Source organism: Citrobacter sp. Cpo100 (genome assembly GCF_030332595.1).
GTDB classification, from domain to species: Bacteria; Pseudomonadota; Gammaproteobacteria; order Enterobacterales; family Enterobacteriaceae; genus Citrobacter; species Citrobacter portucalensis.
The window spans coordinates 302,913-316,429 of record NZ_JAOWHM010000035.1 but is presented as its reverse complement, the minus strand read 5'-3'; the positions used below and the strand labels follow the sequence as shown (position 1 = coordinate 316,429).

Annotated in this window: 11 protein-coding genes; 8 read left to right on the top strand and 3 right to left on the bottom strand. The window is 53.5% G+C overall.

Translation table 11 applies throughout. The features are described from left to right. Window positions 1-33 precede the first annotated feature (33 nt). From phoR to malZ, 4 genes are all read left to right on the top strand, one after another. Window positions 34-1,329, top strand: a complete 1,296-nt coding sequence (gene phoR / locus OGX96_RS13975) for a phosphate regulon sensor histidine kinase PhoR (protein ID WP_057067582.1) — start codon at window positions 34-36, stop codon at window positions 1,327-1,329. Window positions 1,330-1,734: 405 nt separating this feature from the next. Further along, window positions 1,735-3,054, top strand: a complete 1,320-nt coding sequence (gene brnQ, locus OGX96_RS13970; RefSeq protein WP_003021501.1) for a branched-chain amino acid transporter carrier protein BrnQ — start codon at window positions 1,735-1,737, stop codon at window positions 3,052-3,054. Window positions 3,055-3,135: 81 nt separating this feature from the next. After that, the gene (gene proY / locus OGX96_RS13965; RefSeq protein WP_008783922.1) at window positions 3,136-4,509 is read left to right on the top strand and encodes a proline-specific permease ProY; all 1,374 of its coding nucleotides are present in this window, start codon (window positions 3,136-3,138) and stop codon (window positions 4,507-4,509) included. A gap of 138 nt (window positions 4,510-4,647) precedes the next feature. Further along, window positions 4,648-6,465 carry a maltodextrin glucosidase gene (gene malZ, locus OGX96_RS13960; RefSeq protein WP_057067581.1) on the top strand — a complete coding sequence of 606 codons (1,818 nt, stop codon included), beginning with the start codon at window positions 4,648-4,650 and terminating at the stop codon, window positions 6,463-6,465. Here the strand turns inward: malZ and OGX96_RS13955 are convergent. Further along, window positions 6,459-7,361, bottom strand: coding sequence for a LysR family transcriptional regulator (locus OGX96_RS13955; RefSeq protein WP_275382832.1), 903 nt, complete (start codon window positions 7,359-7,361; stop codon window positions 6,459-6,461). The two genes, malZ and OGX96_RS13955, sit on opposite strands and share 7 nt — an antisense overlap. Window positions 7,362-7,634: 273 nt before the next feature. Here OGX96_RS13955 and OGX96_RS13950 point away from each other — a divergent pair, with 273 nt between their 5' ends. The 3 genes from OGX96_RS13950 to OGX96_RS13940 all read left to right on the top strand — a co-directional run bounded on the left by OGX96_RS13950 (window position 7,635) and on the right by OGX96_RS13940 (window position 10,885). After that, the gene (locus OGX96_RS13950) at window positions 7,635-8,276 is read left to right on the top strand and encodes a hydrolase (protein ID WP_003021513.1); all 642 of its coding nucleotides are present in this window, start codon (window positions 7,635-7,637) and stop codon (window positions 8,274-8,276) included. Between the two features lie 173 nt (window positions 8,277-8,449). After that, entirely contained in the window at window positions 8,450-8,995 is a 546-nt protein-coding gene (locus OGX96_RS13945; protein ID WP_003830975.1) for an antibiotic biosynthesis monooxygenase, read from the top strand. A gap of 21 nt (window positions 8,996-9,016) precedes the next feature. Next, entirely contained in the window at window positions 9,017-10,885 is a 1,869-nt protein-coding gene (locus tag OGX96_RS13940) for an amidohydrolase (RefSeq protein ID WP_219988121.1), read from the top strand. Between the two features lie 67 nt (window positions 10,886-10,952). Here OGX96_RS13940 and OGX96_RS13935 read toward each other — a convergent pair whose 3' ends face one another. Both OGX96_RS13935 and acpH read right to left on the bottom strand, forming a co-directional pair. Next, window positions 10,953-11,555, bottom strand: coding sequence for a peroxiredoxin (locus OGX96_RS13935; RefSeq protein ID WP_003021524.1), 603 nt, complete (start codon window positions 11,553-11,555; stop codon window positions 10,953-10,955). A gap of 168 nt (window positions 11,556-11,723) precedes the next feature. Continuing rightward, a complete protein-coding gene (acpH, locus tag OGX96_RS13930) occupies window positions 11,724-12,305 on the bottom strand; it encodes an ACP phosphodiesterase (RefSeq protein ID WP_003830978.1) in 582 nt (193 codons plus the stop codon). Window positions 12,306-12,395: 90 nt separating this feature from the next. Between acpH and queA the strand changes: the two genes are divergently transcribed. Further along, on the top strand, window positions 12,396-13,466 hold the full coding sequence (gene queA / locus OGX96_RS13925) for a tRNA preQ1(34) S-adenosylmethionine ribosyltransferase-isomerase QueA (protein WP_003021529.1): 1,071 nt from the start codon (window positions 12,396-12,398) through the stop codon (window positions 13,464-13,466). The last annotated feature ends 51 nt before the right edge of the window (window positions 13,467-13,517 follow it).

Here is a 13,517-nt window from a genome sequence, read left to right as displayed (position 1 = left end):
CTGATGGATTAGGCCGTATATGGAGTAAGACGTTTGCTAGAACGATTGTCATGGAAAAGGTTGGTACTGGAGCTGATCCTGTGCTGCATACCGGCATTTATCCTTAGCGCTTTTTTCGGTTACCTGCCCTGGTTTTTACTGGCGTCGGTAACGGGCCTGCTTATCTGGCATTTCTGGAATTTATTACGTTTGTCCTGGTGGTTATGGGTCGACAGAAGCATGACGCCGCCGCCGGGGCGAGGCAGTTGGGAGCCGTTATTATATGGGCTGCATCAAATGCAGCTTCGCAACAAAAAGCGCCGTCGAGAACTGGGTAACCTGATTAAACGTTTTCGCAGCGGGGCGGAATCCCTACCCGACGCGGTGGTGTTGACCACCGAAGAAGGCGGTATCTTCTGGTGTAACGGACTGGCTCAGCAGGTTCTGGGACTGCGTTGGCCGGACGATAGCGGGCAAAATATTCTTAACCTGCTGCGCTACCCGGAATTCACACAATATCTGAAAACGCGCGATTTTAGCCGGCCAATAAATCTGGTGCTCAATACCGGACGGCATCTGGAAATTCGCGTGATGCCCTATACCGATAAGCAATTGTTGATGGTGGCGCGCGACGTTACCCAGATGCACCAACTGGAAGGTTCACGGCGTAACTTTTTCGCCAACGCCAGCCATGAGTTGCGCACACCGCTGACGGTGCTGCAAGGCTACCTGGAAATGATGCAGGAGCACCCGCTGGAAGGGACAACGCGCGAAAAAGCGCTGCATACCATGCGCGAACAAACGTACCGTATGGAAGGCCTGGTGAAACAGCTGCTGACGCTGTCAAAAATTGAAGCTGCGCCGACGTTGCAACTGAATGAGAAAGTCGATGTGCCCATGATGCTGCGCGTGATCGAGCACGAAGCGCAAACCCTGAGCCAGCATAAACATACGTTTACCTTTGATGTCGATAACAGCCTGAATGTGCGAGGCAACGAGGAGCAGTTGCGTAGCGCTATCTCGAATCTCGTGTACAACGCGGTGAACCACACACCAGCGGGAACGCACATTACCGTACGCTGGCAGCATGTGCCGTCAGGGGCGGAGTTTTGCGTGGAAGACAACGGTCCGGGCATTGCCTCCGAGCATATACCACGTTTGACCGAACGTTTTTATCGTGTGGATAAGGCGAGATCGCGACAAACGGGCGGTAGCGGTCTGGGTCTGGCCATCGTGAAACATGTGCTGCATCACCACGACAGCCGTTTGAACATCGAAAGCGAACCAGGCAAAGGGACGCGATTTAGTTTCATGATCCCGGAACGTTTCATTGCCAAAATTAACGGCTAAGACGTATTCGTAAGATAATCTTTCCAAAAGCCAGCGCAAGCTGGTTTTTTTTATGTGGTCAATAGATGCCTCCTGAATTTTACGACGTTTGATTGTTTTTTGTTCGAATGATTACCCATACCTTTTTCCATGAAATGGTGTTTTGTGCTAACCCTATTTTTCATATCGCTATATTGTTCTGGTTTTTGGATCCCACCTTGCTTTAAAACGTTATAAGCGTTTAAATTGCGCTCCAGGTGCTGTCATACCGACTGCATTTACGCGGTAAATCGAAAAACTATTCTTCGCCGCGCCAGGTCGGGAGTGTTTCCCGCTGGAATTGAGCAAAAATGCCGCTGTATTGTCCCCCAGGGAAAGGCAAAAATTTACTATTTTCAACACCACATCCACAGGCAGTAAGACTTTATGACCCATCAGTTAAAATCGCGCGATATTATCGCTTTGGGATTTATGACATTTGCACTGTTCGTTGGTGCAGGTAACATCATCTTCCCCCCAATGGTTGGTTTGCAGGCAGGTGAACACGTCTGGACTGCGGCTTTTGGCTTTTTGATTACGGCCGTTGGCCTGCCGGTACTTACCGTTGTCGCGCTGGCGAAAGTCGGCGGTGGTGTGGACCGACTGAGCACGCCTATCGGTAAAGTTGCCGGTCTGCTGCTGGCGACCGTTTGCTATCTGGCCGTTGGGCCGTTATTCGCTACCCCGCGTACCGCGACGGTCTCTTTCGAAGTCGGGATTGCACCGCTGACTGGTGACTCTGCGCTGCCGCTGTTTATCTATAGCGTTATCTATTTCGCGATTGTCATTCTGGTTTCGCTTTATCCGGGCAAACTGCTGGATACGGTGGGTAATTTCCTGGCACCGCTGAAAATTCTGGCGCTGGTGGTCCTGTCTGTCGCTGCAATCGTCTGGCCAGCAGGCCCGATCAGTAATGCGATGGAAGCCTATCAAACTGCGGCGTTTTCTAATGGCTTCGTGAACGGGTATCTGACCATGGATACGCTGGGCGCGATGGTGTTTGGTATTGTTATCGTTAACGCCGCTCGCTCGCGTGGTGTTACTGAAGCGCGTCTGCTGACCCGTTATACCGTTTGGGCGGGTTTAATGGCGGGTGTGGGCTTAACGCTGCTGTATCTCGCGCTGTTCCGCCTGGGTTCAGACAGCGCGATTCTGGTCGATCAGTCTGCTAACGGCGCGGCGATTCTGCATGCGTATGTTCAGCACACCTTTGGCGGTGCAGGAAGCTTCCTGCTGGCGGCGCTGATTTTCATCGCCTGTCTGGTCACCGCGGTTGGCCTGACCTGTGCGTGCGCAGAGTTCTTTGCCCAGTACGTTCCACTGTCTTATCGCACGCTGGTATTTATCCTCGGCGGCTTCTCGATGGTGGTTTCTAACCTGGGTCTGAGCCATCTGATTCAGATCTCTATTCCGGTGCTGACGGCTATCTATCCGCCATGTATCGCACTGGTTGTATTAAGCTTTACCCGCTCATGGTGGCATAATTCTTCCCGCGTCATTGCTCCTGCGATGTTTATCAGCCTGATTTTTGGTATCCTTGATGGCATTAAAGCTTCTGCAATTGGCGACGTGTTACCGGCCTGGACCCAGCGTTTACCGCTGGCGGAGCAGGGGCTGGCGTGGTTGATGCCAACAGTCGTGATGGTGGTCCTGGCAGTTATCTGGGATCGCGCCGCGGGTCGACAAGTGACCTCCAGCGCACACTAATATCACTGACAATAAGTTTTAACCACGGGGCTATTAACATGGCCCCGTGGTTTTTTTATTGTGTTAACAGGTTAGGAATCGATGGAAAGTAATAACAAGCTAAAGCGTGGGCTGAGCACCCGGCACATCCGCTTTATGGCATTAGGTTCAGCAATTGGTACCGGGCTGTTTTACGGCTCGGCCGACGCTATCAAAATGGCGGGGCCAAGCGTATTGCTGGCCTATATTATCGGCGGTGTCGCGGCGTACATTATTATGCGTGCGCTGGGCGAAATGTCTGTTCATAACCCGGCAGCCAGCTCCTTCTCGCGCTACGCGCAGGAAAACCTCGGACCGCTGGCAGGCTACATTACCGGCTGGACCTACTGTTTTGAAATCCTGATTGTCGCCATTGCCGACGTGACAGCCTTCGGCATATACATGGGCGTCTGGTTCCCGGCGGTACCGCACTGGATTTGGGTACTCAGCGTGGTGCTGATTATCTGCGCCATCAACCTGATGAGCGTGAAGGTGTTTGGTGAGCTGGAGTTCTGGTTCTCGTTCTTCAAAGTCGCCACCATTATCATCATGATTGTCGCCGGTTTCGGTATCATCATTTGGGGGATTGGCAACGGCGGGCAACCAACCGGTATCCATAACTTATGGAGCAACGGTGGCTTCTTCAGCAACGGCTGGCTCGGAATGGTGATGTCGCTGCAAATGGTGATGTTTGCCTATGGCGGGATTGAGATTATCGGGATTACCGCAGGCGAAGCCAAAGACCCGGAAAAATCTATTCCGCGCGCCATCAACTCCGTACCAATGCGTATCCTGGTATTTTATGTGGGGACGCTGTTCGTCATTATGTCTATCTACCCGTGGAACCAGGTGGGTACCGACGGTAGCCCGTTCGTTATGACGTTCCAGCATATGGGCATTACTTTTGCTGCCGGGATCCTCAACTTTGTGGTTCTGACTGCGTCGCTGTCGGCTATTAACTCTGACGTCTTCGGTGTGGGGCGTATGCTACACGGCATGGCGGAGCAGGGCAGTGCCCCGAAAATGTTCGCCAAGACGTCGCGTCGTGGCGTGCCGTGGGTGACGGTAATGGTGATGACTATCGCGCTGCTGTTTGCGGTGTATCTTAACTACATCATGCCGGAAAACGTCTTCCTGGTGATCGCCTCTTTGGCGACCTTCGCCACGGTATGGGTGTGGATTATGATCCTGCTGTCGCAGATTGCTTTCCGTCGTCGTCTGCCGCCGGATGAGGTCAAAGCGCTGAAATTTAAAGTTCCGGGTGGGGTAACGACGACCGTTGTTGGCCTGATTTTCCTGGTCTTTATCATCGCGCTCATCGGCTATCATCCGGATACCCGCATTTCGCTGTACGTCGGCTTTGCGTGGATTGTCCTGCTGCTGGTAGGATGGGGATTCAAGCGCCGTCGCGAGCGCCAACTGGCTGAAGCACAGTAATATTTTTGCCGGGTAGCTTTGCGTTACCCGGCAAGTTTCTCCTCCCCCGAACTCCTCCCCCAATAAACGTTAAGATGATGAGTGATCCTGCACTTCGCTATGGCAAGGTGACGTCATTATCATCAAAGGGGATACGTGATGTTGAACGCCTGGCACCTTCCGGTTGCCCCATTTGTTAAGCAAAATAAAGATCAACTGACGATTACATTATGGCTGGCGGGGGAAAATCCACCCCAGCGGGTGACGCTACGCGCAGAAAACGATAACGAAGAGATTTCGCTGGCTATGCACAAGCAGCGCAGCCAGCCGCAGTCGGGTGTGACCGCGTGGCGAGCGGCGATCGATCTCTCCAGCGGGCAGCCTCGTCGACGCTATAGCTTTAAATTACTTTGGCTCGATCGTCAGCTGTGGTTCACCCCACAGGGATTCAGCCGTTTTCCGCCTGCGCGTCTGGAGCAGTTTGCGGTTGATGTGCCGGATAACGGTCCGCAGTGGGTTGCCGATCAGATTTTCTATCAAATTTTCCCGGACCGTTTTGCCCGCAGCCAGTCGCGTGAAGCGGGCCAGGATAACGTCTATTACCACCACGCCGCCGGACACGACATCGTGCGGCGCGAATGGGACGAACCGCTTACGGCTCAGGCCGGTGGCTCCACGTTTTATGGCGGCGATTTGGACGGCATCAGCGAAAAGCTACCGTACCTGAAAACGTTAGGGGTCACGGCGCTGTACCTGAATCCTGTATTTACCGCCCCGAGCGTGCATAAATACGATACCGAAGATTACCGTCATGTTGATCCGCAATTTGGCGGCGACAGGGCGCTACTGCGTCTGCGGCACAACACCCAACGGCAGGGCATGCGTCTGATTCTCGACGGCGTCTTTAACCATAGCGGCGATTCGCACGCCTGGTTTGACCGACATAATCGGGGGACAGACGGGGCGTGCCATAATCCAGAATCCCCCTGGCGCGACTGGTATCATTTCTCAGCCGACGGCGTTGCGCTCGACTGGCTGGGATATTCCAGCTTACCTAAGCTGGACTTTTCCTCGGAAAGCCTGGTGAATGAAATTTATCGTGGTGAAGACAGTATCGTCCGCCACTGGCTGAAAGCGCCGTGGAGTATGGACGGCTGGCGTCTTGATGTGGTGCACATGCTGGGAGAGGCCGGAGGTGCACGTAACAACCTACAACATGTGGCCGGAATTACGCAGGCGGCAAAAGAAACCCAGCCAGAGGCGTATGTGGTGGGTGAGCATTTTGGCGATGCGCGCCAGTGGTTGCAGGCTGATGCAGAAGATGCCGCCATGAACTATCGCGGCTTTACTTTCCCCCTCTGGGGATTTCTCGCCAATACCGATATCTCATACGACCCGCAATCCATTGATGCCCAGACCTGTATGGCATGGATGGATAACTACCGCGCGGGGTTGTCGCATCAGCAACAGCTGCGGATGTTTAACCAGCTCGACAGCCACGATACCGCCCGCTTTAAATCTCTGCTCGGTAAAGACGTCGCACGGTTACCGCTAGCGGTGGTATGGCTGTTTACCTGGCCTGGCGTGCCCTGTATTTACTACGGTGACGAAGTGGGGCTGGATGGGAACAACGATCCGTTTTGTCGCAAAACGTTCTCGTGGCAGCCTGAAAAACAGGACGCTACTCTGCTGGCGTTGTATCAGCGGTTGGCAAAATTACGCCACCAGAATCAGGCGCTGCGCCACGGTGGTTGCCAGGTGATTTACGCCGAGGATAACGTGGTGGTGTTTGTTCGCGTGCTAAACCGACAGCGCGTCCTGGTGGCGATTAACCGTGGCCACGCTTGTGAAGTGGTCCTGCCAGCCTCGCCATTACTGAGCGTGAGTCAATGGCAGCACAAAGAGGGCAACGGCATGCTTGCCGACGATATCCTGACGTTGCCGGCGATTTCCGCCTCAGTATGGATAGGTCATTGATATAAGCGCGCAATCTCCGGGCTTGCCAGCAGCGTTTCCCGCCACCAGCGCTGTGCCAGCCCATCGCGGTTATTGCGCCATGCCATATAAGCCACGTCTTTTTGGCGAAATGAGATAACCGTTTTTTCCACCAGCTCGCCCGTGGTAAGCCACGGGCTGGCAATATGGCGGGGGAGAAATCCGCAGCCCATACCGGCTCGTAGTAGCATCACCTTACTGTGGAAGTCATCGACGCGGATTTGCGCCTGTTCCTCCATCAGATTGGTTTGTAACGGATGGCAGAAGCGGGCGCTGTCGCTGATAACAATCGCCCGATGCAGGCATAACTGTTCGTTGGTCAGGCTGTCTGCTGCTGCGGCCAGCGGATGCTCAGGCGCAACGACAAACACATTGTCCAACGTGCCGAGCATTTTATAGGACCAGGCTGCAGACGTTGGCGGTTCATTAATTGCCCCCAGAATAATATCGGCTCCATTATGGGTCAGCTCCTCCCAGGAGCCCGCCAGCGTATGGTGGGTAAAACTGAGGCGAGTTTGCTTATTCAGCGCATGAAATTCATCGATAATGGGCAACAGCGCGGCGAAAGGGAAGGAGTCGTCCAGCGCAATTGCCAGCTCTTTTTCCCAGCCTGAACTCAGCTGTACCGCCTGCTTTTCGAGATCTTTTGCCGCATTCAGCAGCAAACGCCCTTTTTCCAGCATCATCTGTCCGGTATCGGTAAATTTTGCCCGGTGCCCGGAACGGTCAAGCAGCTCGATATTCAAATCGCTTTCCAGCTTCTGAATCATATAGCTGAGTGCGGCAGGGGTTTTAAACAGCGACTCGGCCGCTGCGGCAAATGAACCCTGTTTGTCGAGTGCGTCGAGAATAAGCAAAACATCCAGATTAATGCGCATAAGCAGAAAATATCCTGAAAATTAAACCCTTCTGTTGTACCGAATGAAGAAAAACAATGCCAGTGAATAAATTAGATGAGTCATGCGCATTTTTTTGATGTTGTTTAGGATATATCGCAACACAAAATTAATAGTTTCACAGGATAGTAAGTTTTCTTTAATAACTCGTTAGAAATTTCCCGCTATACTCAACAAGCTTTCTGATTCAGGATCCTGCTGCTGACGGCAGATACAGACCGTTGCCTTTTAACTTATTGATTAAGAAGGTGTGCTATGTCTATTCGGGAACTGATTGACCCTCAAAATTCTACGCTTATTTTTATTGATCATCAGCCGCAAATGTCATTCGGTGTGGCGAATATTGATCGCCAGACTTTAAAAAATAATACCGTTGCATTAGCGAAAGCCGGGAAAATATTCAATGTTCCGGTGATTTATACTTCTGTAGAAACTAAAAGTTTTAGCGGATATATCTGGCCGGAATTGTTAGCGGTTCATCCTGATGTCAAACCCATTGAACGCACCTCAATGAACTCCTGGGAAGATGCGGCGTTTGTGAAAGCGGTGGAAGCGACCGGGCGTAAAAAACTGATTATCTCCGCGCTGTGGACCGAAGTATGCCTGACTTTTCCGGCGCTGATGGCACTGGAGGCAGGCTATGAAGTTTATGTGGTAACGGATACCTCCGGCGGCACGTCCGTAGATGCTCATGAGCGTTCTATCGACCGCATGGTACAGGCAGGTGCCGTACCCGTAACCTGGCAACAGGTTCTTCTCGAGTACCAGCGCGACTGGTCCCGCAAAGAAACCTACGACGCCGTAATGGATCTGGTACGCGAGCACAGCGGCGCCTACGGTATGGGCGTGGATTATGCCTATACCATGGTGCATGGCGCGCCGGAACGTAAAGCTTAAATACATGTCATCCTTCATGTTGCATCTTTGTTGGCTTCGCTTGCGTACCCCGGTCACTTACTTATGTAAGTGACCGTGGATCCACAGCCTTGCCGCCTCGATGCACCATGAATGATTTTGTGTATTGCTTTCCTGGCCTAAGCGGCCTGTTTCCTGTCAACAAGGAACCCTTCATGGCGCAGAACAAACATGTGACGTTGGTAATTACTCACACTCTGCTACCTGAGCAGGCGCAGCGGTATGAGCAGTGGCTGGGGAAAATCATGCCTGTAGCGGCTGAATTTCCCGGTCATCTCGGGGCGAACGTGATTCGCCCGGCAGATGGCAACAACCTGTGGAACATCATTATCCGCTTCGACACGCTTGAGCATCTGTATAGCTGGACCCAGTCCGATACGCGCCGCGTGTTGGTCGAAGAGATTGCTCCACTGCTGGCTGAAGGTGACAAAACTGAAATTCGCACCGAAGCAGCATTCTGGTTTACGCCGCCCGCGCCCCATGTACGCCAGCCCAAACGCTGGAAACAGTTTCTGATAACCCTGCTGGTGATATTTCCCAGTACCAATCTGGTGCCGTGGTTGACCGGCATTGTGTTGCCTGCAATGAAGGGCTCGTTACTCCTGCATCTCATCAATGATGCCTTTGTGGTTGCGCTAGTGGTCTGGTTCTGGATGCCCATCGTAACCCGTCTGTTTGCCGGATGGCTGAAAAAAGCCTGACCGGTATCTCAGGAGATTGTTATGTCTCAAACTGCCACACTGATTCTGACTCACGGAAAAATTCATACTCTCGACAGGCAAAGTCCGCAGGTCGAGGCGGTGGCGATCGCCAACGGAAAGATCCTGGCGACCGGTAGCCACGAACGGGTAATGAGCTTTGCCGCCGAAGGGACGCAGGTTGTCGATCTGCAAGGACATACGGTGATTCCGGGCCTGAACGATTCGCACCTGCACCTTATTCGTGGTGGACTGAATTACAACCTGGAATTGCGTTGGGAGGGCGTGCCGTCACTGGCGGACGCGCTACGCATGCTCAAAGACCAGGCTGACAGAACGCCGTCGCCACAATGGGTACGCGTAGTGGGCGGCTGGAGTGAATTCCAGTTTGCCGAACGTCGCATGCCAACCCTCGAAGAACTGAATGAAGCCGCTCCTGATACTCCGGTTTTTGTTCTGCATCTCTACGACCGGGCTTTGCTCAACCGCGCCGCGCTGAAAGCGGTTGGCTATACCAAAGCGACGCCGGATCCGGCGGGCGGTGAGATTGTGCGTGATAGCAACGGCAACCCGACCGGAATGCTGATCGCTAAACCGAACGCGATGATCCTTTACTCGACGCTGGCAAAGGGACCAAAACTGCCGCTGGAAATGCAGGTTAACTCGACCCGTCAGTTTATGCGTGAACTGAACCGTCTGGGACTGACCAGCGCCATCGATGCGGGCGGCGGCTTCCAGAACTACCCGGAAGATTACGAGATCATTGAGCAGTTACACGCTAACAAACAGATGACGGTACGTATTGCCTACAATCTGTTTACCCAGCGTCCGAAGCAGGAACTGGAAGACTTTGAACGCTGGACCGATATGCTCAAGCCAGGGCAGGGAACTGACTTCTATCGTGCCAACGGGGCGGGGGAAATGCTGGTCTTTTCTGCAGCGGATTTTGAAGACTTCCTTCAGCCACGTCCGGATCTGCCGGAGGGGATGGAAGATGAGCTGGAGCGCGTGGTTCGTCACCTGGTGGAGCATCGCTGGCCGTTCCGCCTGCACGCCACCTACGATGAATCTATCAGCCGAATGTTGGACGTATTTGAGAAAGTTAATCGTGATATCCCGTTCAATGGCCTGCACTGGTTCTTCGATCACGCCGAAACAATTACTGAACGGAACATTGAGCGTGTAAAAGCACTGGGCGGCGGGATTGCGGTCCAGCACCGTATGGCGTTCCAGGGAGAGTATTTTGTCGATCGCTACGGCAAAGACGCGGTTAAACATACGCCGCCGGTGGCGAAAATGCTGGCGGCTGACGTTCCGGTCGGGCTGGGGACTGACGCCACCCGCGTGGCCAGCTACAACCCGTGGACCGCGCTCTACTGGCTGGTTTCGGGCCGTACCGTTGGCGGGATGGCGATGTACGATGATAACAACCGTCTGCCGCGTGATGTTGCCCTGGAACTGTGGACGGCCGGTAGCGCCTGGTTTTCCAGTGAGCAGGGTAAGAAAGGGCGCATCGAGAAAGATCAACTGGCCGACCTGGTGGTGCTGTCTAAAGATTACTTCAGCGTGCCGGAAGAAGAGATCAAAGGTATTGAGTCGGTGATGACCGTTGTTGATGGCAAAGTGGTTTACGCCGCAGGGTATTTCACCCCGCTGGCACCACCTGCTATTCCGATTGTGCCGGACTGGTCGCCAGTGGTGAAGGTGCCAGGGCATTATCGCTCAGCACCACCTGCTGCGGCGAAAATTGGCGCAATGGTGCAGATGCACCAGTGCTGCGGCAGCTGCGGCGTACACGGCCACCAGCATGATATTGCGCGGAAATCGGGGATTCCGGTGTCAGATGACCGGGCTTTCTGGGGCGCGCTTGGCTGCTCCTGCTTCGCGTTTTAATCGCTTATCGGATCTGCTAACAATAAAAAAGGCCCGCATTTGCGGGCCTTTTGTCGATTCATGCCAATTACAGGCTGGAAACGTTCTCGGTCAGGTATTTTGCCACGCCGTCCGGAGACGCGTTCATACCTTCTTTACCTTTTTCCCACTGTGCCGGGCAAACGTCGCCGTGCTCTTCGTGGAACTGCAGCGCGTCAACCATGCGCAGCATTTCGTCGATGTTACGACCCAGCGGCAGATCGTTAACCACCTGGTGGCGAACAACGCCGTTAGCGTCGATCAGGAAAGAACCGCGCAGCGCAACGCCCGCTTCCGGGTGCTCGATGCCGTAGGCTTTCTGGATTTCGCGTTTGATGTCAGCAACCATTGCGTATTTCACTGCACCGATGCCGCCTTTGTCGACAGGGGTGTTACGCCATGCGTTGTGGACAAATTCAGAGTCGAAGGAAACGCCAACAACTTCAACGCCGCGCTTCTGGAATTCTTCGTAACGTTTGTCGAATGCGATCAGTTCAGACGGGCAAACGAAGGTGAAGTCCATCGGCCAGAAGAACAGAACGGTGGTTTTACCGTTGGTATGCTGTTTGAAGTTGAAGTTTTCAACGATCTCACCGCTACCCAGTACCGCAGCTGCTGTGAAATCCGGAGCCTGACGAGTTACCAGTACCATATAATTCTCCTGCAAAGTTAAGGGGTTTTTGGAACGCAACGCGGGCCAGTATAGAGAGTGTTCGGGAATAAGACAAAGAGGCGCTGGCAATCAATGAGACAGGTTTTGTCTATCAATCTTTTGCCGGACGGCGGCTACTGCTTATCCGGCGGGGAATGCGGGCTGCGATCAAAGGGTTTTACACCGCGCCTGTTCCATCATTTGCGGATAAAACTGCCAGAATCGTTCTTCTAACGCATCGTAATGCGTATCGAGGTCATACCATGAGTCGCGTAGGGCATCGAGCCGTGGACGGCGGCTGGCCATGCCGTTCAGGACGTTCTGGATAAAATCCATGTCCCGGTAGCGCTCAAGCCATTTCTCTGACCATATATAGTTGTTCAGATTGATAAAGCGCGGCGGCGATTCCGGCAAAATAGTGGTTACCTGGGTACGGGCATAGCGCACAAAGTCTGTCAGCGGGAAGTCAGGGGAGATTTCCGACCAATGGCGCGACAGGAAATGATCCCACATAACGTCCAGCGTAATCGGCGCGACGCGGCGCGTTTCGCTACGAAACCACTCTTTGGCTTCACGCACCTGCGGTAAGTTATCGGTCATCACGTCGATACGACGATGCATGAAGATGCCTGCTACCACATCAGGCGAGTAGTGTGTTTCCGGATTACCCCGGACAAAATCGGCCAGCAGATTGCCGGAAAGCGAGCTATCGGCAAGGTGAGCGAGATGCAAATGTGCAAGAAAATTCATAGTTAAACGTTTATCCAGAGGGGTAAAGGTTGCAGGGAGAACGCCCCGGCACTAGACTACCCGCCTCTTATTTTAGTCTGAGTCAGTGTCATGCGCGTTACCGATTTCACCTTTGAACTACCCGAATCCCTGATTGCCCACTATCCGCAAGCTGAGCGCAGTAGCTGCCGCTTGCTGTCTTTGGACGGGCCGACGGGCGCGCTGACGCACGGTACTTTCACCGATTTGCTCGATAAGCTCAACCCTGGAGACTTGCTGGTCTTTAACAACACCCGCGTCATTCCTGCGCGTCTGTTTGGTCGTAAAGCCAGCGGCGGCAAGATTGAAGTGCTGGTCGAGCGTATGCTGGATGACAAACGTATTCTGGCGCATATTCGTGCCTCGAAAGCGCCGAAACCGGGTGCCGAGCTGCTGCTGGGCGACGACGAAAGTATTAAAGCGACGATGGTCGCCCGCCATGACGCGCTGTTTGAAGTTGAGTTTAACGACGAACGCAGCGTGCTGGATATCCTCAACGCCATCGGCCATATGCCGTTGCCGCCGTATATCGACCGTCCGGATGAAGACGCCGACCGCGAGCTGTACCAGACCGTGTACAGCGAAAAACCGGGTGCCGTCGCTGCGCCGACCGCGGGTCTGCATTTTGACGATCCGCTGCTGGCTAAACTGCGCGATAAAGGCATTGAAATGGCGTTCGTCACCCTGCACGTTGGCGCGGGTACTTTCCAGCCGGTACGCGTAGACACCATCGAAGACCACATTATGCATTCCGAATATGCGGAAGTGCCGCAGGATGTAGTGGACGCGGTGCTGGCGGCGAAAGCGCGCGGTAATCGCGTGATTGCGGTAGGTACCACCTCCGTGCGTTCGCTGGAAAGTGCGGCGCAGGCGGCCAAAAACGATCTCATCGAGCCGTTCTTCGGCGATACACAAATCTTTATTTATCCAGGCTATAAATATCAGGTGATTGATGCTCTGGTCACCAACTTCCACCTGCCGGAATCAACGCTGATTATGCTGGTTTCCGCATTTGCTGGTTATAAAAACACCATGCACGCCTATCATGAAGCGGTAAAAGCGGAATATCGCTTTTTTAGTTACGGGGATGCCATGTTTATCACGTACAATCCGCAGGCTATTTCTGAGCGTGTCGGGGAGTAAGTCTCCGGCATGAGTGTTTAAAACGTCGGACTGTTTTTCTGACGCAGGAGT

What these genes read in the sequence shown, in the direction of transcription:
- brnQ (WP_003021501.1), top strand. Translation starts at nt 1,735, where the DNA reads ATGACCCATCAGTTAAAATCGCGCGATATTATCGCTTTGGGATTTATG.
- proY (WP_008783922.1), top strand. Translation starts at nt 3,136, where the DNA reads ATGGAAAGTAATAACAAGCTAAAGCGTGGGCTGAGCACCCGGCACATC.
- malZ (WP_057067581.1), top strand. Translation starts at nt 4,648, where the DNA reads ATGTTGAACGCCTGGCACCTTCCGGTTGCCCCATTTGTTAAGCAAAAT.
- OGX96_RS13955 (WP_275382832.1), bottom strand. Translation starts at nt 7,361, where the DNA reads ATGCGCATTAATCTGGATGTTTTGCTTATTCTCGACGCACTCGACAAA.
- OGX96_RS13950 (WP_003021513.1), top strand. Translation starts at nt 7,635, where the DNA reads ATGTCTATTCGGGAACTGATTGACCCTCAAAATTCTACGCTTATTTTT.
- OGX96_RS13945 (WP_003830975.1), top strand. Translation starts at nt 8,450, where the DNA reads ATGGCGCAGAACAAACATGTGACGTTGGTAATTACTCACACTCTGCTA.
- OGX96_RS13940 (WP_219988121.1), top strand. Translation starts at nt 9,017, where the DNA reads ATGTCTCAAACTGCCACACTGATTCTGACTCACGGAAAAATTCATACT.
- OGX96_RS13935 (WP_003021524.1), bottom strand. Translation starts at nt 11,555, where the DNA reads ATGGTACTGGTAACTCGTCAGGCTCCGGATTTCACAGCAGCTGCGGTA.
- acpH (WP_003830978.1), bottom strand. Translation starts at nt 12,305, where the DNA reads ATGAATTTTCTTGCACATTTGCATCTCGCTCACCTTGCCGATAGCTCG.
- queA (WP_003021529.1), top strand. Translation starts at nt 12,396, where the DNA reads ATGCGCGTTACCGATTTCACCTTTGAACTACCCGAATCCCTGATTGCC.